The sequence below is a fragment of the Streptomyces sp. NBC_00440 genome (assembly GCF_036014215.1).
Taxonomy (GTDB): Bacteria; Actinomycetota; Actinomycetes; order Streptomycetales; family Streptomycetaceae; genus Streptomyces.
This window is the reverse complement of sequence record NZ_CP107921.1, coordinates 5,314,239-5,339,178: the sequence shown is the minus strand read 5'-3', so window position 1 is coordinate 5,339,178 and position 24,940 is coordinate 5,314,239. Positions and strand designations below refer to the sequence as shown.

The 24,940-nt window shown below is 69.8% G+C and carries 17 protein-coding genes and 1 pseudogene (1 of these 18 running past the window's edge); 13 read left to right on the top strand and 5 right to left on the bottom strand.

Annotated features, from left to right (window positions below; translation table 11 throughout):
* The first annotated feature begins 123 nt into the window (after positions 1-123).
* Positions 124-1,467: an erythromycin esterase family protein gene (locus OHB13_RS24065; RefSeq protein ID WP_266853662.1), complete on the top strand. Its 1,344-nt coding sequence runs from the start codon at positions 124-126 to the stop codon at positions 1,465-1,467.
* A 29-nt stretch (positions 1,468-1,496) separates the two neighbouring features.
* Here the strand turns inward: OHB13_RS24065 and OHB13_RS24060 are convergent.
* A pseudogene (locus OHB13_RS24060) lies at positions 1,497-1,748 on the bottom strand (PaaI family thioesterase); the annotation flags it as partial.
* A gap of 113 nt (positions 1,749-1,861) precedes the next feature.
* Between OHB13_RS24060 and OHB13_RS24055 the strand changes: the two are divergent.
* Positions 1,862-3,076: a S8 family serine peptidase gene (locus OHB13_RS24055; RefSeq protein WP_328378460.1), complete on the top strand. Its 1,215-nt coding sequence runs from the start codon at positions 1,862-1,864 to the stop codon at positions 3,074-3,076.
* Positions 3,077-3,251: 175 nt separating this feature from the next.
* Here OHB13_RS24055 and OHB13_RS24050 read toward each other — a convergent pair whose 3' ends face one another.
* Positions 3,252-5,075, bottom strand: coding sequence for an alkyl/aryl-sulfatase (locus tag OHB13_RS24050; protein WP_328378459.1), 1,824 nt, complete (start codon positions 5,073-5,075; stop codon positions 3,252-3,254).
* A gap of 224 nt (positions 5,076-5,299) precedes the next feature.
* Here OHB13_RS24050 and OHB13_RS24045 point away from each other — a divergent pair, with 224 nt between their 5' ends.
* Entirely contained in the window at positions 5,300-5,710 is a 411-nt protein-coding gene (locus OHB13_RS24045) for a DUF3592 domain-containing protein (RefSeq protein WP_328378458.1), read from the top strand.
* A 35-nt stretch (positions 5,711-5,745) separates the two neighbouring features.
* Here the strand turns inward: OHB13_RS24045 and OHB13_RS24040 are convergent, their stop codons facing one another.
* Entirely contained in the window at positions 5,746-6,480 is a 735-nt protein-coding gene (locus OHB13_RS24040; RefSeq protein WP_266853669.1) for an SDR family oxidoreductase, read from the bottom strand.
* Positions 6,481-6,621: 141 nt separating this feature from the next.
* Here OHB13_RS24040 and OHB13_RS24035 point away from each other — a divergent pair, with 141 nt between their 5' ends.
* Positions 6,622-7,209, top strand: coding sequence for a TetR/AcrR family transcriptional regulator (locus tag OHB13_RS24035; RefSeq protein WP_328378457.1), 588 nt, complete (start codon positions 6,622-6,624; stop codon positions 7,207-7,209).
* Between the two features lie 66 nt (positions 7,210-7,275).
* Here OHB13_RS24035 and OHB13_RS24030 read toward each other — a convergent pair whose 3' ends face one another.
* Positions 7,276-7,854 (bottom strand): dihydrofolate reductase family protein, encoded by a 579-nt coding sequence (locus tag OHB13_RS24030; protein WP_266853672.1) that lies wholly within the window; start codon positions 7,852-7,854, stop codon positions 7,276-7,278.
* 145 nt (positions 7,855-7,999) lie between these two features.
* Positions 8,000-12,025, bottom strand: coding sequence for a type VII secretion protein EccCa (eccCa, locus tag OHB13_RS24025; protein ID WP_328378456.1), 4,026 nt, complete (start codon positions 12,023-12,025; stop codon positions 8,000-8,002).
* Positions 12,026-12,243: 218 nt separating this feature from the next.
* Between eccCa and eccD the strand changes: the two genes are divergently transcribed.
* The 9 genes from eccD to OHB13_RS23980 form a co-directional block, all read left to right on the top strand.
* Positions 12,244-13,632, top strand: a complete 1,389-nt coding sequence (eccD, locus tag OHB13_RS24020) for a type VII secretion integral membrane protein EccD (RefSeq protein ID WP_328378455.1) — start codon at positions 12,244-12,246, stop codon at positions 13,630-13,632.
* Positions 13,633-13,684: 52 nt separating this feature from the next.
* Positions 13,685-15,190 carry a type VII secretion protein EccB gene (gene eccB / locus OHB13_RS24015; protein ID WP_328378454.1) on the top strand — a complete coding sequence of 502 codons (1,506 nt, stop codon included), beginning with the start codon at positions 13,685-13,687 and terminating at the stop codon, positions 15,188-15,190.
* A gap of 119 nt (positions 15,191-15,309) precedes the next feature.
* Positions 15,310-15,657 (top strand): hypothetical protein, encoded by a 348-nt coding sequence (locus OHB13_RS24010; protein ID WP_266853680.1) that lies wholly within the window; start codon positions 15,310-15,312, stop codon positions 15,655-15,657.
* A gap of 73 nt (positions 15,658-15,730) precedes the next feature.
* Complete coding sequence (locus OHB13_RS24005) at positions 15,731-16,015, top strand: WXG100 family type VII secretion target (RefSeq protein WP_266853682.1); 285 nt, start codon at positions 15,731-15,733, stop codon at positions 16,013-16,015.
* 2 nt (positions 16,016-16,017) lie between these two features.
* Entirely contained in the window at positions 16,018-16,446 is a 429-nt protein-coding gene (locus OHB13_RS24000) for a hypothetical protein (protein WP_266853683.1), read from the top strand.
* Positions 16,447-16,569: 123 nt separating this feature from the next.
* The gene (locus OHB13_RS23995) at positions 16,570-18,618 is read left to right on the top strand and encodes a hypothetical protein (protein WP_328378453.1); all 2,049 of its coding nucleotides are present in this window, start codon (positions 16,570-16,572) and stop codon (positions 18,616-18,618) included.
* Positions 18,618-19,079: a YbaB/EbfC family nucleoid-associated protein gene (locus OHB13_RS23990; RefSeq protein WP_328378452.1), complete on the top strand. Its 462-nt coding sequence runs from the start codon at positions 18,618-18,620 to the stop codon at positions 19,077-19,079. The genes OHB13_RS23995 and OHB13_RS23990 overlap by 1 nt, the downstream gene beginning before the upstream one ends.
* Positions 19,072-19,398: a hypothetical protein gene (locus tag OHB13_RS23985; protein WP_328378451.1), complete on the top strand. Its 327-nt coding sequence runs from the start codon at positions 19,072-19,074 to the stop codon at positions 19,396-19,398. The genes OHB13_RS23990 and OHB13_RS23985 overlap by 8 nt, the downstream gene beginning before the upstream one ends.
* 13 nt (positions 19,399-19,411) lie before the next feature.
* A protein-coding gene (locus tag OHB13_RS23980; RefSeq protein WP_328378450.1) for an EndoU domain-containing protein crosses the window boundary here: on the top strand, positions 19,412-24,940 show its start. It continues 21,594 nt past the right edge of the window; only the first 5,529 of its 27,123 coding nucleotides appear in the window; the start codon lies at positions 19,412-19,414; its stop codon lies off the right edge, out of view.

Here is a 24,940-nt window from a genome sequence, read left to right as displayed (position 1 = left end):
ATCCCGGGTCGGGGGGCTAGCCCCCGGGAAGGTGTCGGGCCGGCCCCAGCGCGCCCGGGCCGCTGCACGCGCGACGATCTTCTCGGCAGCGCTCGACAGCAAACACCTTGGGAGTGATCACACATGATCGGCAACGGGAAGCGGCTCGCGGCAGCGGCTCTCGCCCTGGCCGCGACGCTGGCCCCCGCGGCGGCCGCGTACGCAGCGCCGGCGGCGTCCGCACCGGCCGTCGCGTCGGCCCCCGTCCGCGCACTGGACCGGATCGCCCATCCGCTGCGGTCGACGGAGCCGGGCGCCGGCACGGCCGACCTGCACGCCCTGGGGGTGATGGCCGGCGACGCCAAGGTGGTCGGCGTGGGCGAGGCCACGCACGGCTCGCACGAGTTCTTCGCCCTGAAGGACCGGGTCTTCCGCTACCTCGTGGAGCAGAAGGGATTCACCACCTTCGCCCTGGAGATCAGCTGGTCGGCGGGTATGCGGATCGACGACTACCTCCAGCACGGCGACGGTGACCGCGACGCGCGGCAGGTCGTGCACGAGGTGATGGCCGGATCTCCCTGGGACCGCGAGGAGTTCGTGACCCTCGTCCGGTGGATGCGCGACCACAACCGCCGGCACCCCGACCGCCCGGTCCACTTCCTGGGCGACGACATCGGTGCGCCCAAGCTCGACGAGCAGGTCTTCGACAGCGTCACCGACTACGTACGGCGGACCCGTCCGGAGTCCCTGCCGCGCCTGAACGAGATCCTCACCGGTCTGCGCCCGCTCGACGACGCCATCGCCTATCTGAACCGGCCGCTCGCGGAGCGGCAGCAGAACGCGGCCAAGGCGCGGCAAGTACTCGAACTCGTACAAGGCCAGAGGTCGGGGGGCGGCGACAACTACGAGTTCGCCCTGCAGAACGCCCGTAACATCGCCCAGACCTACACCTTCCTGACCGTCGACCCCGGCGACCAGGAGTCGTTGACCGCCATGGAGCGCTACCGCGACCAGGTGATGGCCGAGACCACGGCATGGTGGCAGCGGCACACCGGCGGCAGGATCCTGCTGTCGGCCCACGACGACCACGCAGGCTACGTCGCCTCCGACCCCACGACGTACCCGAAGACCCAGGGCTCGTTCCTCCGCGACACCCTGGGCGCGGACTACCTCGCCATCGGCACCACCTTCGACCGGGGCGCGTTCCTCTCCAAGGACGAGGCGCTCGGCGGCGAGTGGAAGAAGTTCACCGTCGGCCCGGCCGGCCCCGGCACGAACGAGTACACGCTCGACCAGGTCCGGTACCGCGACTACTACGCCGACCTGCGCAAGGCCCCTGCCGCAGCCCGCAGCTGGCTGGACATCTCGCGGCCGACATACAACGTCGGCACGCAGTACCCGAACGACAAGACGCCCGAGATCGCCGTCGGCAGGGCCTACGACGTCCTGGTCCACCTCCACACCGTCCGGGAGGCAGGCAAGCTGTAGCGCCCCGGCGCGAACGGGGCGTCAGCCGGTCACCGGGCGGGCCGGCCGACGCCCATCAGCGTCTGCTGCCCGTTCGCGACGAGCTGGCGCGTACCGTCACCGTGCACGCCGTACACCTCCAACTGGCAGACGGTCAGCGTGCGTCCGGACTTCAGCACCGTCCCGATGGCCTCGATGTGCTCACCCACGGCGGGCGCCGGCAGGTTGATCTTGTACTCGACGGTGAGGATCTCGCTGTCCTCCCGCAACAGGGTCAGGCCCGCGTAGCCACCGGCCGGGTCACGCGGGCAATTCGTCCGCCGTCCACCGGGCGTCCACAACGGAGAGGCCGGGTGCGGCCCGGACCGCGGGACGCAGCACCGGCCCGCGCCGCACGGTCGATAGGATCACGCACATGCCGCCCCGCCTCGCTCAACTCCCGGCCACAGCCGCCCTCGTCACGCTCCTCGCGGGCGCGGCCACCGTCGCGGGGACGGCCGCTCCCGCGGTGGCCGACGACTCCCCGACGCTGCCCGCCGTCTCGTCCGCGCCGCCCGCGGCGGGCGGTTGTGTCCGGCCGTCGAAGAAGCACTCCGACCTGACTCCCTGGCCGCAGCGGTACATCGCGCCCTCCCGGGCCTGGCCCTCCGCGCGCGGCGCCGGGGTGACCGTCGCCGTGGTCGACACCGGGGTCGATGCCGGCGGGGCACCCGCGCTGGCGGGGCGGGTGACCGCCGGGCCCGATGTCGTGTCGGGCGGGACCGCGGGCAAGGACTGCGTCGGGCACGGCACCTTCGTGGCGGGGATCGTCGCGGCCGGGCAGAAGTCCGGCGTCGGGTTCGCAGGGGTCGCGCCCGACGCGCGGATCCTGGCGGTCCGGGTGACCGGCGCGGACGGGTCGGCGACCGCCGACAAGGTGGCCGCCGGAATCCGGGCGGCGGTGGCGGGCGGGGCCCGGGTGGTGGATGTGCCGCTCGCGCTGAACCGCGGCAGCGCCTCGCTCACCTCGGCGGTACGGGATGCGGTGCGGCACGACGCACTGGTCGTGGCCCCGGCGTACGGGCCGAGCAACTCGTCCGGGGAGGCGGCACCGGCCGCCTATCCGGCAGCGCTGCCGGGCGTGCTGGCCGTCGCCGCGCTCACCCCCGGGGGTGGCCCCGACCAGAGGGCCGCGCCCGCGACGGCCCCCGGCATCGCGGCCCCCGGCACCAGTCTCATGAGCATCGGCCCGGGCGGAGGCGGGCACTTCAGCGGCAGCGGCGCCGACCTGGCGACCGGTTTCGTGGCGGGTACGGCCGCACTGGTGGACAGCTACCGTCCCGGCCTGACCGCCCAGCAGCTCACGGACCGGCTGACGTCGACGGCGTACCCGGGGGCGGCTGGCACCCGGTCGCTGACGGGCGCCGGAACGGTCGACCCGGCGGGCGCGGTGACAGCCGTACTGCCCACGTCGGCGCCCCGCCCCGCACGCCCCGAACCCGCACCGCAGCTCGCGGCCAGTACCGGGCACAGCGCCCACGCGGGCGCGGTCGCTGTGGCCGGTGGCGCGGCGGGGCTCATCGCGCTGACGGCGTTCTTCGCGGTGGTGCTCCCGCGTGCACGGCGCCGGGGCTGGCGCGCGGGGGTCTGACTCCGGGGCCGCAGGGCTCCTGTACCCAGCCGTCCCGGGGCTGTCGTCCCGGGGGCCTGCCGTGCACGTGTCTGCCGTGCACGGGCCTGCCGTGTGGTCGCCGCGACCAGGTTGATGAGAGTGCCCCCGCCGGTGAATGCGAAAGATCCGAAACCGAGGGGGCCCACCGCGCCGGTCACGGCGTGACGATGGCGAAATCGGGGTCGGGGGTGTCGAGCAGGCCGACCAGGGTCGCGAGGACCTGGGGATCACCCTGGACGTGGACGCCGTCCAGTCCCTTGCCGGCCAGGACGGCGAGGAGTTGCGGTTTGGTCAGGGTCAAGGTCAGGTCGGCGGCCGGGACCGGGTCGCTCGCCTCCGGGCCGGTGCTGCGGTAGGTGAGGGCTCCGTTGGACAGCAGCAGGTGCCAGGTACGGCCCTCGTCCGTGACGTTCCAGCTCATCGTGAGCTTCTCGTTCCACGCGCGCGGGCCGTCGACGCGGATGGCGAGGGAGTCGATGAGCATGTCGACGGTGAGCGCCATCGCCATCTCGGGGTTGGTCGTCTCCAGCGCGGTGTGCGCGACGGTGCCGCGCAGTTCCTGGGCGCCCATCAGGTAGAAGTTGCGCCAGGTGCCGTTCTCCGCGCCGTAGCCGAGCTTTTCGTACACCGCGGCCAGTGCCTGCGTGGCGGTGGCGTCGTCGGGGGCGGCGAAGACGGCGTGCCCCAGCAGGGTCGCGGCGAAGCGCAGGTCCCCGGAGGCCGCGTACTCCTGGCCCTTGGCGACCAGCGCGGACACGCCGCCGTAGTCGGCGGCGAACCGCTTGGCCTGCTCGACCGGCGGGTGCTCCCACAGGTGGGCGGGGTTGCCGTCGAACCAGCCCATGTAGCGCTGGTAGATGGCCTTCACGTTGTGACTGACCGAGCCGTAGTAACCACGGTTGGCCCACCGGTTCGCGATCGCCGGCGGCAGCTCGATCCGCTCGGCGATCTCCATGCCGGTCAGTCCCTGGTTGGTCATGCGCAGGGTCTGGTCGTGCAGGTACGCCCACATGTCCCGCTGCCCCGCCAGATGTTCGACGATGCGGTCCCGGCCCCAGGTGGGCCAGTGGTGGGAGGCGAACGCGACCTCCGCCCGGTCGCCGAACAGGGTGATCGTCTCGCCCAGGTAGTGGGCCCAGATGCGGGTGTCGCGGACCACCGCGCCGCGCAGGGTCAGGATGTTGTGCATGTTGTGGGTCGCGTTCTCCGCCATGCACAGCGTGCGCCGGTCGGGGAAGTAGAAGTTCATCTCCGAGGGGGCCTCGGTGCCCGGCGTCATCTGGAAGACGATCCGCACCCCGTCGAGGGTCTCTTCCTGGCCGGTGCGGGTGATGTCCACCGTCGGCGGCACGAGGGTGATCGTGCCCTTGGACGTCGTCATCCCCAGCCCCGCGCCGATATGCCCGGCGGGGCCCTTGTCCAGTTCGGCGCCGTACATGTAGACCGCGCGGCGGGTCATCGCACCGCCCGCGTACACGTTCTCCGCGACCGCGTGCTCCAGGAACCCGGCCGGGGCGAGGACAGGCACCGGCGGGTGGCCGTGCGGCAGGATCCCGCGGGAGCCGCCGAAGTGGTCGCCGTGCGAGTGCGTGTAGATCATCCCCGTGACCGGGCGCTTCCCGCGGTGCTCGCGGTACAGGGCGAGCGCGGCGGCCGCGGTCTCGGCGGAAATCAGCGGGTCGATGACGATGACCCCGGTGTCGCCCTCGACCAGGGTCATGTTCGACAGGTCCAGGTTGCGGACCTGGTAGATCCCCTCGGTGACTTCGAACAGGCCCTGTTTGTTGCACAGTTGACTCTGCCGCCACAGGCTGGGGTGCGCGGTGCCGGGGCAGTCATCGCCGAGGAACGCGTACGCGTCGCTGTCCCAGATCACCCGGCGGTCGTCCGCCCGGACGACCGCCGGGGTGAGGGCGGCGACGAAGCCCCGCTCGGCGTCCTCGAAGTCGGACCTGTCTGCGTAGTCGAGTTCATCCATGGACAATGAATAGCCCAAAAGGCACATTTTTCCCCGTACGTGCGTCTCGCGCGCCATGCGCCCGCCGAAGCCGAGGAGGCCGCGGCGGACGGCGGCCTGCCGCTGCGGTCCGGGGCCGGTTGTGGAGAACCATGCATTCCGGTACCGCGTCTGTTCTTGGTGAGGGACCGGAACGGTCCCGGACCGATCCGCGCGGAACGCAGCCGAGAGGGAGATGAGAGTTCATGGGTCCAGAACAGGGGTCGATATCCGTCATGGCGTTCGGCTTGCTCTTCGGGGCCGTGGGCGGCGCGAGCCTGTTCAAGGCGCGTTGGCTGCGACGCCACGGGGCGCGGGCGTACGGCACCGTCATCCGGCTGGCCAGGACCTCCGGTGAAGGCGGGTCGAGCTACCACCCGGTGGTGCAGTATCAGACCGCCAACGGCCAGGTGATGGAGGTCAGGTCCTCGCAAGGGAAAAGCCGGCGGAGCAGCCTTCGAGCCGGCTCGCCTGTCACCGTCCACTACGACCCGGCCAAGCCGCAGCGGATGGCCATCGACGGCCACTCCGGCGGCGGTGGCATGGTCGTCTTCTGTGTCTTCGGAGCCGTGATCTTCCTGATTGGCGCGCGGGTGCTGTTGTCGACGGTGGCGTGACGGAGCGCCCCGTGTCCGGCGGGTGATCCGGCGAGCTAGCTCTGCGCCGTGGGGCGGACGACGATGTCGCCCACGTCGACACTGTCCGGCTGCTCGATGGCGAAGGCGATCGCGCGGGCGATGGCGTCCGGCGGGATGGCGATGTCGCCCATACGGGCCAGGGTTTCGGCCCTCATCTCCGGAGCCATGGAATCCGAGAACTCCGTGCGCGTGAACCCGGGCGAGACAACGGTGACGCGCAGACTGCCCCCGGCCTCCTGGCGCAGCCCCTCGGAGATGGTGCGTACGGCGTTCTTGGTGCCGGCGTACACCGACTGGAGCGGCACGATGCGCAGCCCGGCGGTGGAGACCGTGTTCACGAAGTGCCCGAAGCCCTGCTCCCGGAAGACAGGCAGCGCTGCGGCGATCCCGTACAGGACCCCCTTGAGGTTGACGTCGATCATCTCCTCCCAGTCCTCGACGCGCAGTTCGTCCAGCGGGGAGATCCGGCCGACCCCGGCATTGCTGACGAGGACATCGACCTTGCCGTAGCGGTCACGGGCCAGCGCGACCAGACCGGTCAGGTCCTCCCGGCGCTTCACGTCCGTGCGTGCGTGCGCGGCCTGGCCGCCGGCCTGCTCGATGCGGGCGGCCAGCGCCTCAAGACGCTCCGGCCGACGTGCGCCGAGCACCACTTTCGCCCCCCGCTCGGCCAGCAGCAGCGCGGTCGCCTCGCCGATCCCGCTGCTGGCGCCCGTGATCACAACGACCTTGCCTTCGATTCCCGACATGAGATCCTCCGAAGCTCCGACAGGGGCATGAGTACAGCGCACCGTCCACAGCGTCTACAGTGGAAGTGGAGGCGCCGCCGGTTAGCTGCACTGTAAGTGGACACGCCTCCACTTCGCAAACAGGCATGAGGGAGCGAGCCATTGACGGCACGGGATGCGGGACGGCCGCTGAGGGCTGACGCACAGCGCAACCGGGACAAGATCCTGGCCACCGCGGTGCGGGTGTTCACCGAAGAGGGACTGGACGCCCACCTCGAACGGATCGCCAGGGAGGCGGGCGTGGGGACCGGCACGCTCTACCGCAACTTCCCGACCCGGGAGGTCCTGATCGAGGCGGCCTACCGCAACGAAGTGGCGCGGCTGTGCGACGCCGTCCCCGAGCTCTTGGCGACGATGCCGCCACATGAGGCCCTGCGCGCCTGGACAGGTCGTTTCATCGACTACGTCACCGCCAAACTCGGCATGGCCGAAGCCCTGCGCGCCGTCGTCGCCTCGGGAGGCGACCCGTACGGCCACAGCCGCGACATGATCCAGGCCGCCATCACGACCCTCATGGAAGCCGGTACCGCCGCCGGCGCCCTGCGCTCCGACATCCGCCCGACCGACATGTTCGCCGCCCTCGCCGGCATCGCCGTCACTTCGGCGAAACCCGAGCAACGGGACCAGGCCGAACGTCTCCTCGACCTCATCCTGGACGGGCTGAAACCGCCACAGCACCCCGAAAGCTGACGGCACGCATCGCGGGCCTCGGTTCAGTACGGCCCGCGTCGTGAGGTCGGCTCCGTGCCCGCTGCGTCAGACATGCAGGGTGGGGCGGTAGGTGAGTTCCTGGATATGGCTGTCGAGCGTTCGGGACTCGATCAGTTCCAGGTCGAAGTCGGCCGCACCCCGGAAGATCGGGTTCTCTCCGGTGCGTCCGGTGACCACAGGGAAGAGCGTCACCTGTACGCGGTCGACCAGACCGGCGGCCATCAGCGCCCGGTTCATCGACAGGCTGCCGTGCGAGCGCAGCGGCACCCCGGACTCCTCCTTGAGCCGGGCGACGACGTCGACGGCGTCTCCGGCCACGACGGTCGCGTCCGGCCAGTCGAGGGGGCCTTCCAGAGTGCTCGACACCACCGTTGCGGGCAGGCTCCTCATCCGTGTCACCCAGGGGTCACGTACGTCCGACTCCTCGCTGCTCGCGGCCAGCAGCTGTGCGAACGCCCGGTAGGTGTTGGCCCCGAGGACCATCCGCTGCTCCTCGGCGTACAGGGCGAGGCGATGGGCCAGAAGCTCGGGGCCCTGCTTGCCCCAGTAGCCGCTCCACCCGCTGCTCGCGGTGCCGAAGCCGTCGAGGGTGGAAAAGACGTCGAAGGTGTAGGCAGCGGTCATGATGCGCTCCTCAGGTGCGGCCGATCGCGTGGTGGGGTGCCGAGGTTAGGGGCGCGGCGCCGCGCCTGCCGGTAGACCCGCAGGGCCGTTCGGATCGCGGCCCGCGGACTCCGGAGTCAGCCCCCACCTCGGCATCCCGCTCCGCCTACTCCCCCGCTTCCCGCTCCGCCCGCTCGTCGCGCAGCGCCGTCTGTACCTGCACCGTGCTGCGGCGCGTGATGTACAGACCCCGGCCGGGCGGGAGCAGCCTCGGCTTGGTGCCGGTGATGATCTGCCCCTCGGTGGGCGGGCAGGACAGCTGGAGCACCGGCGTGTTGGCCTCGACGAGGCGGCGCAGCAGCTGGTCGGTCATCATCGAGCGGGACGCGCCGTTGGCGCTGCGGGCCACGATGACGTGCAGCCCGACCTCGGTGCCCTGCGCCAGATACGGCAGCAGCGGGGCGAACGGGTCGGGTCCACCGCTGCCGATCAGCTCGTAGTCGTCGATGACGACGAACAGCCGCGGGCCCTTCCACCAGTCGCGCTTCGCCAGCCGCTCCGGTGCGATGTCCGGGCCCGGCACCCGGTCGGCCATGGCGCGGGCGGAGCCGCTGACCATCTCCTGGAGCTGGGCCGGGCCGACGGCGTACCCGAGGCGGTAGGGCTCCGGTACGGCTCCGGCCAGGCGGCGGCGGTAGTCGGTGACCATGACCCGGGCCTCGCCGGGGCCGTACCGCCGGGTGACGGCTTCGCAGACCATGGCGAGCAGGTTGGTCTTGCCGGACTCGGCGTCGCCGACCACGACCAGGTGCGGGTTCTCCTCGAAGTCGTGGCGGAAGGTGTCCAGTTGGACGTCCCGGAGGCCGATCGGGACGCGCAGGTCACCGTCCGGTTCGGGCAGTTCGGACGCGGGCAGGGTGAGCGGCAGCATCCGTACGGGCGGTGCCTTGGGCCCGTCCCAAGCGGCGGCCGTCTCGCGGACCAGGGCGTCCACGCCGTCCGAGAGGGTGTCGACCGAGGGTTCTCCGTCGATACGGGGCAGCGCGGCCAGGAAGTGCAGCCGCTCGTCGGTGAGCCCCCGGCCGGGGATCTTCGGCACGGTCGCGGCGGCCCGCATGTTGATCGCGGAGTCGACCGGGTCACCGAGCCGCAGTTCGAAGCGGGTGCCGAGCTGGTCGCGCAGGGCGCTGCCGATCTCGCCCCAGCGGGTGGCGGCGATGATCAGGTGGACGCCGAAGTTGAGCCCGCGGGACGCGATGAGGGTGAAGGTCGGCACCAGGTCCATGAAGTCCTGGCGGATCGTGCTCCAGCCGTCGACGACGAGGAAGACGTCACCGTAGGCGTCGTCGGCGAACTCACCGGCCGCACGCTTGCGCCGGAAGTCGGCCATGGAGGCCAGGCCGTGATCGGCGAACTGCCGCTCACGGCGAGCGATCAGCGCGGTGATCTCGGCGACGGTGCGGAGCAGCCGCTCCGGGTCGAGACGGCCGGTGACACCGCCGACGTGCGGGAGTCCGGAGAGCGCGGAGAGCCCGCCGCCTCCCAGGTCGAGGCAGTAGAACTGCACCTCGCGCGGGGTGTGGGTGCGGGCGACGGCGGTGATGAGCGTACGGACGAGGGTGCTCTTGCCGCTCTGCGGGCCACCCGCGATGCCGACGTGCCCGCCCGCACCGGAGAGATCCGCGGTCAGCTCGTCGCGCCGCTGGTCGAACGGCCGGTCCACGATGCCGACCGGCACGGTGAGCGGGCGGCGCGCTTCGGGCGATCCGGGCGGGGGCAGCAGCAGATCGAGCGTGGGCGGTTCGGCGAGCGGGGGCAGCCACACCTGGTGGGCGTGCGGGCCCGAGTCCTCCAGGCGCTCGACGGCGATGGTGAGCAGACTGGCGGTGGCCTCGTCGGCCGGAGCCGTCTCGGCGGGCGCGCCTTCCGGCTCGACTTCACTCTTCGGCAGTTGCCTCGGCGGAACCCAGCCGGCCTGGAACGGCACGACCTGTCCGGCGACGACCGCCTGGCGTACCGCGGGGCGGACGACCCGGTAGGGCCCGGAGACGAAGGCGGCCTTGAACCGGGTGAGCGTGCCGACGTCGTTCTTCAGCAGGCCGCTGCCCGGCTGCGGCGGCAGCTCGTAGGCGTCCGGGACGCCGAGCACGCCGCGGCTCTCCATCGCGGAGAAGGTCCGCAGCCCCACCCGGTAGGAGAGATGGGACTCCAGCTGGTGGATGCGGCCCTCGTCCAGGCGCTGCGATGCCAGCAGCAGATGCACCCCGAGGCTACGGCCGAGCCGTCCGATCATGACGAACAGGTCGAGGAAGTCCCGGTGGGCGGCGAGGAGTTCACTGAACTCGTCGACGACGACGAAGAGCGTGGGCAGCGGCGCGAGATCGGCGCCGCCTTCGCGGGCCTTCTCGTACTCAAGGAGCGAGGCGTAGTTGCCCGCCCTGCGCAGGAGTTCCTGGCGGCGCATCAGTTCACCGTGCAGGGCGTCCCGCATACGGTCCACGAGTGCTACCTCGTCGGCGAGGTTGGTGATGACGGCGGAGGTGTGCGGCAGCCGGTCGAGACCGAGGAAGGTCGCGCCGCCCTTGAAGTCGACGAGTACGAAGTTGAGCGTCTCGGACGAGTGGGTGAGCGCGAGGCCGAGCACCAGGGTGCGCAGCAGCTCCGACTTGCCCGATCCGGTGGCGCCGATGAGCATCCCGTGCGGGCCCATGCCGCCCTGCGCCGACTCCTTGATGTCCAGGACCACTTGGCTGCCGTCGGCGGCGAGACCGACGGGGACGCGCAGCCGGTCGCCGGACGCACGCCGTTCGTGCAGCCGGGTGAGGTCGGCGGAGTGCAGATCGTGGATGCCGAGCAGACCGGTCAGCTCCATGTCCTCCTGGAGCGGCTGCTCGGAGCGGGCGGTGGCGCCCAGCCGGTACGGGGCCACGGCCGCGGCCAGTGCGCGCGCGGCACGCGGGCCGAGGGTCTCGGGGCGGCCCACGGGCGTCTCAGCGGTCTTGCCGTCCGGGTCGGTGGTGACCATCGAGAGTTCGTCGGGGGTGACGCGGAAGCGTAGTGTGCCGCGCGCGGAGGCCCCGTCGAGGGCCCCGCGTACGTCGAGGACCAGGGCGTTGCGGTAGCCGGGCCCGGCTATCCGCGCGCCGGCGGGGACGGCGGCGGTGTCCAGGACGATGACGGTGTACGGCTCGTCGCGGCTCGGTTCGGCGCCCGGCTCGAACGCCGGGCGCCCGCCGAACTCCTCGCCCAGCAGCGGCTCCAGCTCGGAGACGGCCTCGGCGACGAGGCGGGAGGTGCCCGCGCCGTCGGTGTCGGACGGGTGCTGGGCGTGCGGCAGCCACTTCACCCACTCCCAGTCCGGGATCGCGCCGCCGTCGGCGACGACCACGACGGCGAGATCCTCCGGTGCGTGCAGCACGGCGAGCTGTCCGACCATGGCGCGGGCGGCGCCGCGGGCGGTCTCCAGATTGCGCGCGGCCGTCGCGGCGGCGTCCGCGCCATGGGGTCCGGTCTCCTCCCCGGCCTTGCTGCCGGACAGCAGGATCACCCGGGCGAAGGAGCGCATCCGGACGGCGATCGGCTGCCCCGGCACCGTCGAGTACGCCCGGATGAAGCGGCGCAGCGCGTGTGCGCAGAGCGGTTCGAGGTCTTCGACGGGCTTGGTGGAGAGCGGGTTGAGGGTGAGCGCGAGCTGACGGGTGCCGGTGGCGACCCGGATCTCGGCGAAGTCCTCATGAGTGGTGCGGCGTTCCCAGAGCCGCCCGCCGCGCACCAGCGAGACGAGCGAACCGGGCTCGGGGTGGTGCCAGGCATCGGCGCGCCGCTGCTCGTCGATGGCCTTGCGGATACGGCGGCGGCTGGTGGCCAGGTAGCGCAGGTAGTCGCGCCGTTCGCCGCGCAGCCGCCGTTTGCGGTCTCCGGCCGCGCGGATGAACTGGCTGATGAGCATGCCGACCGCGGACAGCAGCATCATCCCGATGGCGACCCACATCAGGATGCCGCTGCTCTCGCCGGGCCTGATGAAGATCAGTACCATGCCGAGCGAGCTCAGCGCCATGGGCAGATAGGTGATGACGCCGCTCATGGCGCTCTGGGACTCGGGCAGTGCGGGTGGTTCCTGGAGGGTCAGCTCGCCCTGCGGCAGCTGCGGGCCCGGCCGGCGCGGGGGGCGCCTGAACGTGACGGTGCTCAAGAGGGCAGGGCCTTCCTGGTCCAAGGAGACAGAGTTGAATTACCTGTGGGTTAACGGACGGATAAGAAACAGTTGTCCGTTGTGCCGCAGGAGAATTTCATCAACCACCCACCATTGACGGCCAGGTAGTTGATCCGATGATCGGTTCGAACTCACGATAGTGTTCGCCCCGTTCCCGGGTCGACCCGCACCCCCGGACGGGAGAGAATCGAAACGCCGTGAGCGACACCACCGTCGGATTGTGCCGAATAGCCGTAAGAGCGCCTGAAAATTCCTATGAGTTGGGCGTACCGGTCGACGTACCGCTGGCCGACCTCATCCCCGTCCTCGTCGAGTACGCCGGCGGGGAGCCGCACGAGCAGGGCGCCGCCCATGGCGGCTGGACCCTCCAGCGGCTGGGCGCCGCCCCCCTGGACGAGGAAGGGACCCCGCAGTCGCTGGAGTTGCGCGACGGCGAGACGCTGTACCTGCGGGCCCGTCACGAGACGCTTCCCGAAGTCGACTTCGATGATCTGGTCGACGGAATCGGCGAGACGCTGCGGGCCCGGCCCGACACCTGGCGTCCCGCGCTGACCAGACGGCTGCTGATCGGTCTTGCCGTGGCCGGTCTGACGGCGGCTCTGTTCACCGTCGCGCTGCCCGGCCCCACCGGCTGGCGGGCCGCCGCTGCCGCCGTACTCGCCGTACTGCTGCTCGCCGGGGCCACGGCCGCGTCGCGCGCTGTCGGGGACGCGGGGGCGGGCGCTGCTCTCGGGCTGATGGCCGTGCCCCATCTGGCGCTGGCCGGGGCGCTGTTGCCGACCGCCGGGCACGGCGAGTCCGTGTTCGGGCCGCGGCTGCTGGCAGGCGGCGCTGCCGCGGCGGGCGCCGCGGTCCTCGCGCTGGCCGCGGTCGGCGCGTTCGCCCCGCTGTTCCTGGGGGCCTTCACCGTCGCCCTGTTCGCTGCGGTCGGCGGCATCGTCTGCGCGGGCGGTGTGCCGCTGTCGCACACCGCCGGCTATCTCGCGGTGGGCGCGGTCGCCACCGGAAGCTTCGTACCGGGTCTGGCCTTCCGCCTGGCCGGGCTGCGGCTGCCACCACTGCCGTCCAGCGCCGACGAACTCCAGGAGGGCATCGAGCCCTTCGAGGCCGAGCGGGTCCGGGTGCGTGCCCGGTCCGCCGACGCCTACGCCACCGGCTGCTCCGCCGCGCTGGGGCTGATCCTCGCGGGCTGTGTGACGGCGCTGCTCACCGGGCCCGAATCCGACGGCTGGCCGGCGCCGGTCCTCGCGGTGACGCTCGGCCTGCTGCTGCTGCTGCACACCCGGACCGTCGGCGGTGCCTGGCAGCGTCTGGTCATGGCGGTGCCCGGGGCGTACGCCCTGGTACTCGCGGCCTGCACGGACGCGGTCGGTACCGGCCTGCCGGGGCGGCTGGAGGTCACCGGCATCCTGACGGCCGCAGCGGCGGTCACGGTGATCGCCGCCTGGACCGTGCCCGGCCGCAGGCTGGTGCCGTACTGGGGGCGCGCGGCCGACATGCTGCACAGCCTGACGGCGCTCGTGCTTCTGCCGCTCGCACTGCTGCTGGCCGGGGTGTTCGGCACGCTGCGCGGCATCTGGGGCTGACGGCCCCGCTCACGATCAGCACACTGAGGAAGCAGAGCAGTGAGGAACACCCATGCAGTCCAGGCGTGACCAGGTCCAGGCCCATTTGTTCGTCATGGGCCGGCTCTCCTCCGGTATGCAGCGCGCCGAACCGGACGCACCCGACACCCCGACCGCCCGGACCTGGCGCGGGATCATCTGGGGCCTGCTGGCCGCCTGTCTCGCCGCGCTGGTCACGACGTTGTACGGCCTGATCTCGCCCGGCGGCGCGACGTCCTGGCGCACCGACGGCGCACTGGTGGTGGTCAAGGACTCGGGGGCCCGGTACGTCTACGTCGGCGGCACGCTGCACCCCGTACTGAACGAGGCGTCGGCGCGGCTGCTGGCCGGGGACAAGCTGTCCGTCCAGCAGGTCGCAGCGGCCTCCCTCGGGGACACTCCGCGCGGGACGCCGCTCGGCATCGTGGGTGCGCCCGACGGGCTGCCGAAGGGCTCGCTCGACCGGGGCACCTGGTCGGTCTGTGCGGGCCGCAAGGACACCGGAACCGGCGGCACCAGCACGGTCACCTCCGCGGTGATCGGTGCCGAACCGGGCGGCAACGGACTGGGCGCCAAGGACGGCGTACTGGTGTCGTCACCCCATGGAGGGGTCCAACTCCTCTGGCAGGGAAGGCGGTTCGCGGTCGACACCAAGCACGGTGCGGCTGCGGCGCTCGGCTGGGCGGGGACCACCGCCCCGTACCCGGTCGGCGACGCCTTCCTCGCCTCGCTGGTGGCCGGGCCCGACCTGGCGGCCCCCGAGGTGCCGGGCCGTGGCGGGGCGGGTCCGCGGCTGGCGGGTGCGGCGAGCCGGACCGGCCAGCTGTTCACCGGCGACGGCGGCCAGCACTATCTGCTGCGCAAGGACGGGCTCGTACCGCTGACGGACACCCTGCACCGGCTGCTGCTCGGCGACCCGCGCACCCAGGCGCAGGCGTACGGCGGCGCCGCAGTGCGCGAACGCGCGGTGGGCCCGGCCGACCTGGCCGCCCATCAGGTCCCGGCGTCGGCAGGTGCGGCGCTCGCCGCCGACCTGCCCGCGACCGCACCGCATCCGGTGTCGGCCACCGCAGGTCAGGACGTGTGCGCCCGGGTCGCTCCCAGCGGCTCCGGGCACACCACGACGGTGGCACTGGTCGACGCCACACAGGTGCCGGGCGGGGCGCCGGACGCCGAACCGGGTGTACGAGCCGGGTGCCTGGCCGCGGACCGGGTCTGGGTGCGACCGGGCTCGGGCGCCCTGGTGACGGCCCACTCCACGGCGGGCACCGGTTCCACCCGTTATCTGGTCACTGATGCGGGCGCCGCGTACCCGGTGCCCGGCGACGATGCGCTCAAGCAGCTCGGCTACCCGGTGAGCGAGTCGGTACAGCTGCCCGCGCCGCTGCTGGACCTGCTGCCGACCGGACCGAGTCTCGACCCGCAGGCGCTGGCGCGGGGCGGAATAGTAGGGGCCGGCCAGCCCACTGCGGAAGGTACCGGTAAGGAAAGAGTTGCAGGCACCCCGAATCAATCCAATGAACGATGCAGCAACAATTGACGTCAAAGCTCAAGCGAAGATCAAATGTTGATCCAGCAGGGTCAGTTGAGCGCTTCTCATGAGTATCGTGACGACACATGTCCGAATCCTGATGTGACCTGATGTGAATGGGGCCGACCATGAGCGATAACGCGCCTGGACTGTTCAACCGGCAGCAAGTAGACGTCGACAAGGCCCGTACGGCCCTGGAGAACCACGTGGCCACCATGGCCCGCGCGGGTGCCACGGTATCGGCGATCCACGACGACGTACGGATGGCGTACGTCGCCGACTCCTCCAGCATCTTCAGCAGCAAGCTCCAGCAGTGGATGCAGTCGTACAACGACATCAAGGGCAAGGTCGACGCTCTGCACTCCTCGCTGACGGCGGCCGACTCCATCCACAACACCAGTGAGATGGACGCCTCCCAGTACGCGAGCGCCTGGGACGGCGGCGGCAGCGGCTACTACCAGGCCCTCTCCGGCTGATCCACGGCCAACTCGCCCACCAGCACGGCCCCTTCCCCTCCCTCTCCCACATCTCCCGAAAGGACGACCGGACATGGCGGACGTCACACTCGAAGTCCAGCGTGCCAACGCGGCCATCGACGACATGGTCAAGGCCAACACGGACATGGTGAACGCGCTCCAGGAACTGCTCAGTCAGCTCGGCCCGCTCAAGGCGTCCTTCTCCGGTCAGACCGCGGCGGTGTACGAGGACTTCCAGAACCAGGCCAACACCGCCATCCAGACGATGAACGCCCAGTTCGGCACCGGCCAGCAGGCCCTGAAGGAAATGGTCGACGGGCAGGTCGCGGGTGACAAGCGCGGCTCAGGGATGTTCTGACCATGGCCAAGGACGACGGCGACGACGGGGACACCGGCACCTTCAAGGTGACCGAGGGCTGGCTCAAGGGTGAGGCCCGTACCAGGGTCCTCGGGCTCCAGGGCTGGCTCCAGTCGGGCCCCGACTACGCGACGCTGGGCGAATACGCAACCGAGTCGGGCGTCCACAAGGGACTCCTCGCGGGCTCGGGCACCCTGGGCGCCGACGCGACTCTGCACAAGGTGTTCACTCAGCTCTGCTCAAGCCTCAAGACGCAGCTGGACGTCATCGGGGACGGTTTCACCACCCTGTCGATCGACATGGCGACCGTCGACACCATTCTCCAGAACAGCGAGGACGACGCCGCCCTGACGGCGGCGGAGATGGACATGGAGCTGGCGAACGCCCTCAAGGAGTTCGGCGGCGCTCCCACCGCTCCTCCCAGCCCGTAACTCCGGTACGCGGCACCGGCACCGTCCGACGCCAGCGTCGGGCGGTGCCGGACCGTCCTGCGCCTCCACCGCTCAGCCTCCGCACTGCGCAACTGTCTGCTTCACACCCGTAAGGAACCCGCCATGGCCACCCCCTCGAAGCCGGAGGACTCATTCCCCGACCGGAAGTGGGAGGACGCACTCGCGTTCGTCGCCCCCAAAGACGGCGATCTGGCCAAGGTGACCAACCGCACGGATGTGACCAAGGATCCGTGGTTCAAGACCGATCACGTGGCAGTCTCGGATACCAACGGCGACGCCGGCCCTCCCTCAGGTTATGACTACGGCTGGTCGCAGGGCTGGGCGGCCAGTGGCGGCAGCAGGTACACGTACCAGATCGGGTTCAGCCTGACGCCCGAGGTCGGAGATAACGGCTCGGACACCGCGCTGTCCAAGTTCATCCACGAACCCTGGGCCATCATCGGGCCGCCGTTGAACACCCTGATCGGCAACTCCTCGATCAGCGTCGGCAGTTTCGACGACGGGGCGATGATGCTGCGCAACGTTCTCAATCACATGGATTTCCTGGAGAACGACATCAAGGCGTGGGTCAAGGACATCAACGTGCCGGACTCCGAGATGCAGGGCACGGCGGCCGGGGCCTTCAAGCGGGTCCTCGTGGCCGTGCAGCAGCAGGTGGCGTACCTCCACCAGGAGGTGGTGAACCGCGGGGACATCCCGACTCTCATGGACAGTGCGCGTGTCAAGCTCCACGATGCGATGGCCGCGTTGGTCAACGCGGCCGACACCTTCCGCAACGCCCCGGGCGGCTGGCCCGCCACCCATGTCCACGACATTTTCTTCAACGCCATGGCCGGCGCGACACTCACGTTCAGCGCGGACAGGGGTTCCGTCACTCTCGACGTCCCAGGACTCGGAAATCCAGTCAAGCCGGAATTCTGGTCCACGCTGGAGCAGCAGTCGAAGGACGCCTGGTTGAAGGGGGTGGCGGATGTGCTGGACATCGTCGCCAAGCCCCAGATGGGCTACGTGCAAACCGCCTACCAGGCCGCAATCGACGTGATCCCGGCGGCCGCCCTCACCAAGCCGCCGTACCGCGATCTCAACGCACCGAAGCCGCCGGGCGACGACACCAACTCCGGCGACAAAAAACCCCCCGGCGACGACACCGACACCGGTGACAAAAATCCGCCCGGCGACGACACCGACACCGGCGACAAGAAGCCCCCCGGGGACGACACCAACACCGGTGACAAGCCGCCGGGTTCGGGCATCACCGGGCCGCCGAAGACCGAATCCAACGTCCCGCCCCCGCCGCCGCAGTCGAAGACGACCGGCCCCCCGCAGACCAACGAGGGTAACGGCGCCGGCAACACGCTGCTCGACAAGAACAACCAGTCGATCAAGGACTCGAAGGGCAACGAAACCCAGATCCCGCCCGGGTCCCACATCAACAAGGACGGCACGATCACCGGGCCCGACGGCAAACTGCTGTTGGGCGCCGACAAGAAGCCCCTCATGGCTCCGCCGAACTCCCACATCGGCCCCGGTACGACGACCGGCAACAGCAATAGCAACAGCAAGACCGGCCAGCAGCAGCTGAAGGAGCAGCAGGAGCTGGCGGAGAAGCAGATCAAGCAGCAGAAGGTCAACCAGCAGCAGCAGCTGAAGGACCAGCAGGATCTGCAGGAGAAGCAGCTCAAGCAGCGGAAGGCGCAGGAGGCCCAGGAGGTCGAGCAGGAGAAGGCCTACCAGAAGGCCCTCTCCCAGATTCGCGGTGACGCCCGTACCGAGACCAGCGGCAACGGGTACGGGAACAAGACCGGAGGCGGCGGCAAGAACAAACTGAACCTGGAGGAGCTGCCGCCCCGGGGCAACGAGCGGCTCCCCAACAGCCGGAGCATCGGCGACCCCAAGACCTCGGTCTCGGACCGCGTCCGGACCCGCACCTCGGCCGACGAGCCCAATCTGGCCGCGGAGGAGTCCGCGGTCAGGCAGTCCTCCGCGATGAACCGCACGTCGTCCAACGGCCAGCCGATGATGCCTCCCATGGGTGGCGGAGGCGGCGGCGGGGGCGGCGGCGAGCGGGACCGTGAGCGCCGCACCTGGCTGGCAGAGGACGAAGAGACCTGGGGCACCTCCCAGGCAGCAGCACCGGGAGTGATCGGCTGATGGGTAACGGATTCCAGGAACAGCTCGACGAGATGATGGGAAAGCTCGCCGAGCACCGCGATTCCCTCCTCGCGACCCAGCGGGAGCTGGCCAAGTACACGGTCACCGTGCAGTCGAAGGACCGGTTGCTGACGGTCGTCGCGGGCGCCCAGGGCGACGTGCGGGAGATCAAGTTCCATACGGACGCGTACCGCGACATGGCGCCTGCCGAGTTGGGCGCGGCGTTGGTCGAGGTCATCGGCAAGGCCAGGGAGCAGGCCGGGCAGAAGGTCCGCGAGACCATGTCGCCGTTCCAGGGGGCGGGCGCCGCCATGCGCAAGTCGATGACGGGCGGCAGCGAATTCGACGACCTGATGGGTCCGTTGCGGGAGATGTGGCCGGGCCCCGAGGGGCCGGGCGGCACACCGGGCGCCGGGCGGAACGGCACGGGCAAGGGGAAGGGCGGTACCTCGGGTGGCTGAGAAGATCACCACCATCGACCAGCTCAAGCAGCAGTTCGCCCAGTACCCGCAGATCGGGCAGCTGATCAAGCAGATCGGCGACTACCTGGCCCAGATCGACAAGATCAATATCGATGGCGGCGGCAAGGACGACGAGATCGCCAAGCAGTACCACGAGACCATCGACCCCGGTATGAAACACCTGCATGACCTGCTGACCCTGCTCAAGACCCTGGTCGAGCAGGTCGGGTACTCGGGATCCGACGTGATGGCCCTGTTCGACCGGGTAGAGGACGAAGCCAAGTCACTCGCGACCAGTTGGTCGAACGACTCCAAGTGATGAGAACCCACGGATGCTGACGCCCTCCCCCGCGATCGAGTGGATCATGCATGCCCTCACGGGCATGAAGTGGCCACAGGCCAACGAGGACGAGCTCCGCAACGCAGCGGATCTCTACGACTCCGTGGGCAACGACTACAAGCAGCTCGACGACCAGCTCGTACAGCTGCTCCAGAGCATCCGGCAGAACTTCGAGGGCGACGCGGCCACCGCGTTCCTCAATCTGGGACAGGTCATCGCGGGCGGCGACAACTCGTTCCTCGATGCGGCGGCGGAGCAGTCCCAGCAAATGGCGAAGACCGCCCGGGACACCGCGAACCAGGCCGAGTACACGAAATGGATGATGCTCGCCCAGCTCATCGAGCTGCTGGCCGAGTTCATGTACGCCATGGCGTTCTCGTGGGTGCCCGGCTTCGGTGAAGCACTGCTGGAGGGGCTGAGCTGGCGCACGCTCTTCACCCGGGTGTTCCTCAAGATGCTGATCAAGGAGCTGCTCAAGAGGATCGCCCAGCACGTCGCCCTCGGGGTCGGCATGGGCATCGCGATGGACCGCATCATCCAGCTGGTCCAGATCGGCCAGGGCAACCGGGACAAGTTCGACAACAAACTACTGCTGGACGCGGTCAAGTTCGGCGCGATCCAGGGCCTGGTCACCGGGCCGCTCAGCCTGCTCGCCCCGGGGATCGGCAAGTGGCTGGGCAACAAGCTCGGCAAGGGTCTGTCGAAGCTCCTCACCACGGAGCTGACGACGCTCTTCAAGACCCTGGAGAAGGTCGGGGGCAAGGGCGGAGCCAGTGACCTGGCCAAGAACGTGGCCAAGCTGCTGAGCGACCACGACCTCAGCCTCACCAAGGGCTTCACCAAGCTCGGTGGGAAGGAGGGCGCCAAGGCCACGACCGAGAACTTCATCAAGAACATGGGCAAGGAGTTCGCCAAATCCCCCATCAACGGGCTGACGAAGGAGGAGTCCCGTCAGATCGGCAAGACCTGGGCCAAGACCGTCACGGAGCACTGGTCGGGCCCGGCCAAGGGGGCGGCGGAAGCACTCAGCAAGGAACTCACCAGGGAACTGGGCAGCACGCTCGACAAGAACGCGCTGAAGGTGCTCGCCCACGACATGCCCCAGACCCTGATGCACATGGGTTTCCAGGGCAACAAGCGCTTCCGGCTGGGCATGGTCGGCAGTGGGCTGCTCGTCGAGTCCATAGGCCAGAACCTCGGTGAGGGTTTCTACAACCTGATCTACCAGGACGGCTTCTCCACGTCGTGGGACACCTTCGTCGCGGGCATGCTGACCGGCGGACTGAGTCACGGCGGGCACGTCTATCTCGTCCACCCCGTCGTGCATGCCATGTCCCACCACTTCGACACATCGGGACTCGACGGCGGGTTCGACAAGGGCCTGGACAAGAACTTCGACCTGGACCCGCCCAAGGGCCTGGACAAGAACCTGGACGGGCAGCTGGACGATCACCTCGACCATCTCGATGTGAGCGACACGGAGTCGCTGTACAGCCACAGCGACACCGACTCGCTGTACAGCAACACCACCGACGACACGTCCCATGACTCGGTGACGCCGGTGACACCTGTGCCGACGAGCTCCTCGAACACGACGGTCCACACGGTCAACCACTCGAACGACGTTCAGCACACGAACACTTCGGACTCCCGGAACGAGTCCGAGGCCCCGGTGACGCCGATCGCTCCCGTCTCGCAGGCAGCACCGGCCCCTTCCGTGCCCCACGCCAACACGGCATCGACCACCTCGCCGAACCTGTCGTCCACACCCTCGTCATCGCCCCACCTCCCCAATGCGGCGCCCCCGCCCCGCCGTCCGAACCAGTCCCCCCTTCTGCCGAACAACGGCGAAGGAAGCAGCAGTATCGAGCTGAAGCCCCTGCCGCGCCCGACTTCGACCCAGACCACTTCCACCGACTTCGACTCGTCGCTCACGCCGAACAACGAATTGGTCACGGCCCCGGAGTCGACGGCGAACAACGTCACGGAGACGGTGACCGAGACGGTCCATGTCAACGAGACGGTTGACGAGACGGTCTCGGAGACGCCCCCTCCGAGGCCGCTGTCCCACACCAACACCGTCTCCACCGAGCACCAGAACAACTCGGCACTCGACACGGATCAGCTCCAGAACAACCAGCACACCGATCAGCAGAACAACGACCAGGCCAACAACCAGATCACCGAACAGAACACCCAACAGGTCAATCAGCAGGTCAATCAGCAGGTCAATCAGCAGGTCAATCAGCAGGTCAATCAGCAGAACAACGAAGAAAGCCCGGCCGGCGGCCCCGAGCACGACGACACCCTGACGCCCCCCACCCCCGCGAACAGGCCCGGAGAGACCACCGCGGGCTCCCCCCGTCCTCCGCTCTGGCAGCATGACGTGAGTCAGTACGTCAAGCCGAACGCCACGCATCCCCGCCCCGCTGAGCGTCCGCTCCCCACCGGCTCCACCGCAGGCCACAGCAGCACCAAGCTGCTTCAGCCGGGCGGCAGGAGCATCGGTCGCACGCTCCACGACAAACTCAACGCCGCGCTCAATCTCAAGCGCACCGGCGACCGGGCCGATGAATCCGTGATCAAGGAGATCGACGACGAACTGGCCCGGCACCCGGGCTCGTTCCTCGGCGACGGCCGCCGGTTCGTCGTCAAGCACAGCGTCCCCTTCCTCGGGACGAGTCTCACCAAGGCGAAGCGGACCGTGATGACCGTCACGGCCGTCCCGTACGCCGACAGGTGGACCCACCACCCGGATTCCGACGCCCGCGACCCGCACAAGCTGGACACCTCCCAGCAGCTCCAGCAGCAGACCGGTACGAACACCGGCACGTCCCGGGGCACCGGTCTCCAGCTGGGACTCGCCGCCGGGGCGCTGCCCTCCGACGCCCGGATGCTGTTCGACCTCCGCGGGAGCGCCAGTCACAACCAGAAGCATGTGATCGGCAGCCACGACCAGCGTTCGTTCCAGCGTGAGACGCGCACGACGGGCGGCAGCGAGTCCTTCCACCAGGACGTCTACTACAAGGTCGAGTTCCACCCGGACGAGCGGATCGACGCCTTCGGAACGGGCGTCAAGAACGGGATGACGACCCGGGTCTCCAAGGACTCCGCCGTGCCCAAGGAGTCGGAGCTGCGCGTACCGCACAACTTCACCCCGCCGCCCGGCGCGCGCCCCGGCTCGCCGAGCACCGAGGGCTTCGGGCCGGTGAAGTCGGTCTTCGACTGGGCGGTCCAGAAGCTCGACGCCAGGCCCGGCGGGTACAAGCACAAGCAGCTCAGCGACTACTTCAGCTCGGACCACTTCCACAGCAGGTCCGACGAGATCGCCCGCGGACCGCTGGCACCACTCGACGTGCGCAGGCGCAACGGCCAGTCCGCAGGCACCTTCCAGGTGGGCAAGGCGATATCCGGCGAGCACCATCTGATCGAGGTCGTGGGCGACGCCGAGATGCGCATCACGGATGCCATCACCGTGAAGAACGAGGTCCTGGTCCAGGACAACCGGCGTTACGTGGTGGCCTTCTTCGGCGGTTCGCGGTTCGCCATCCCGACCGATCAGGCGCCGCACATCTTCATGCAGCTCGGGCTGACCCTGCACTACAGCCACGACTCCAGCGAGGTCTCGCTCCAGGGCGGCAACGTGGGCCGCAAGATCACCGGGCGGGTGAAGGGCAGCGACACGGCCCTCTACCTCCAGGAGCTCCAGGTCCCCGTCACCTTCGAGGGCGAGACGCACACCCTCGACACCTGGAGTCTCGTACGGCTGCCGGTGCGCGAGGCGCGCGAGCGGGCGGGCTGGGACCCCGACACGCATACCCGTCCCGAGGGGAGCGAGCCGCCGCTGCCCGCGCACTGGCGCAACGGCGACTACGACCTGACGCACACCAGGGCCACCGACCTCGTCATCGACAACACTCACGCCACGGACCCGACGTCCCCGAACGTACTCGTCGACCGGGTACTCGACTGGATCAACCGGACGCACGGCGACTCGGTGCTGGTCGCCCCGCGTCCGGACGGGAACAGCGCCGATCCACGCGGCCAACTGACGAAGTTCCTGCAGGCCATCAGCGGCGAACGGAGCCGGGCGCAGGCCAACACCCGCATCATCATGGCCAAGTTCGACGAACGGAACCTGGCGACGACGCTCAACGAACTCGCCCACGACGGGCTGTCCGTCAAGTTGTTCGGCCGCAACCTCACCAAGGAAAACCTCTTCTCGCTGAACCTGAAGGCCGAGCTCGACCGGCCGGTCTACCAGGGCACCGACCGTGACCGGATGACCCGCCAGAACAACAACGCCGGTGAGCGCGTGGGCAACGCCCACAGCACCACGCACACCTTCGGGGCCCAGGCGGGCGGCACTGTCGAACTGCGCTCGAACGAGACGTTCCGTAAGGGCACGCCGGACCATATCGGCGTGCTGGGGGCCAGGGCGGGGGCGAGCCGCCAGCACACCCGGAGCAACGGCACCGTGTTCACCGCCGGCCGCGAGGACGTGACGGCCTCCCCGGCCGGGGTGCATTCCTTCTCGGCGACCGGCCGGTTCACGGCCGAGCTGGTGGGTGTGCACCAGTGGCACGCGACGTACCGGGCCCTCACACTCGGCCGAGCGGGGCGCAAGATCCACGAGCCGGTCACCGTGGGCGGCCCCGGGGCCACGCTCGGGGACTTCAGCGTGATGCTCCATCTGTCGGAGCAGTACATGCCGAAGGTCGACCCGCATGCGGAGGGCGCGGCCAACCCGTACGCCGTCGAACACGCGACCACCACCAGGGAGCTGACACAGGACGAGACCGAGGACCTGTGGGCGCCGTCGGCGTGGCAGCGCGCGGACACGCTCAAGAACATCCCGGTGATCACCCAGTACGTGCCGACGGACCATCACATCCAGGAGGCGGGGCCGCTGGTCGCGAACCGTGCGACCCGCGGTGAGTGGTCGCTGACGACCGAGGGGACCAGCCAGCACCAGCGGATGAAGAACGCCCTCGGCTCGATGTCGCTGACCGCTGACTCCGACCAGGTGTTCTCCCCGACGGGCAAGCAGCTCAACGACGTACGCGCCCCCGGATTCCTGTACGGCGCGACGGGCGACATCCGCCTCGTCGGACGGCGTGGGAACCCGACCGCCGTGGGCGGCCCCGTCGATCTCAAGCCGGAGCTGAACAACAGCCTGGACCTGGCGGTGTCGGGAGGGGACGGCAAGGGCTGGGTGCTGTCGTTCGACCTGAACGCCGGGCACTTCCCCGCGCAGCACACGAGCGTGCCCACCACGACGCGTTACGGCTTCGGTGCCACTCCGTACTCGCGCTCCAGCATGACCTCGACGGGCGGCGGCCGGACCAACAGCCGGTCCGTCAACATCGTCCCGGAGAACGGTCAGTGGGTGCCGGTCGCTGCGAACGCCGAGTACCGGGTCGAGATGTCCGCCGACAAGCTCGGCGCCCTCACCCCGTTCCGCTCGAAGCTGCCCGCATGGACCGGGCAGCTGGTGGACAAGGCGAATGGCTGGCGCGGA

Excerpts from the sequence above, each read along its gene's own strand:
- OHB13_RS24065 (WP_266853662.1), top strand. The coding sequence starts at position 124 with ATGATCGGCAACGGGAAGCGGCTCGCGGCAGCGGCTCTCGCCCTGGCC.
- OHB13_RS24055 (WP_328378460.1), top strand. The coding sequence starts at position 1,862 with ATGCCGCCCCGCCTCGCTCAACTCCCGGCCACAGCCGCCCTCGTCACG.
- OHB13_RS24050 (WP_328378459.1), bottom strand. The coding sequence starts at position 5,075 with ATGGATGAACTCGACTACGCAGACAGGTCCGACTTCGAGGACGCCGAG.
- OHB13_RS24045 (WP_328378458.1), top strand. The coding sequence starts at position 5,300 with ATGGGTCCAGAACAGGGGTCGATATCCGTCATGGCGTTCGGCTTGCTC.
- OHB13_RS24040 (WP_266853669.1), bottom strand. The coding sequence starts at position 6,480 with ATGTCGGGAATCGAAGGCAAGGTCGTTGTGATCACGGGCGCCAGCAGC.
- OHB13_RS24030 (WP_266853672.1), bottom strand. The coding sequence starts at position 7,854 with ATGACCGCTGCCTACACCTTCGACGTCTTTTCCACCCTCGACGGCTTC.
- eccB (WP_328378454.1), top strand. The coding sequence starts at position 13,685 with ATGCAGTCCAGGCGTGACCAGGTCCAGGCCCATTTGTTCGTCATGGGC.
- OHB13_RS24010 (WP_266853680.1), top strand. The coding sequence starts at position 15,310 with ATGAGCGATAACGCGCCTGGACTGTTCAACCGGCAGCAAGTAGACGTC.
- OHB13_RS24005 (WP_266853682.1), top strand. The coding sequence starts at position 15,731 with ATGGCGGACGTCACACTCGAAGTCCAGCGTGCCAACGCGGCCATCGAC.
- OHB13_RS24000 (WP_266853683.1), top strand. The coding sequence starts at position 16,018 with ATGGCCAAGGACGACGGCGACGACGGGGACACCGGCACCTTCAAGGTG.
- OHB13_RS23995 (WP_328378453.1), top strand. The coding sequence starts at position 16,570 with ATGGCCACCCCCTCGAAGCCGGAGGACTCATTCCCCGACCGGAAGTGG.
- OHB13_RS23990 (WP_328378452.1), top strand. The coding sequence starts at position 18,618 with ATGGGTAACGGATTCCAGGAACAGCTCGACGAGATGATGGGAAAGCTC.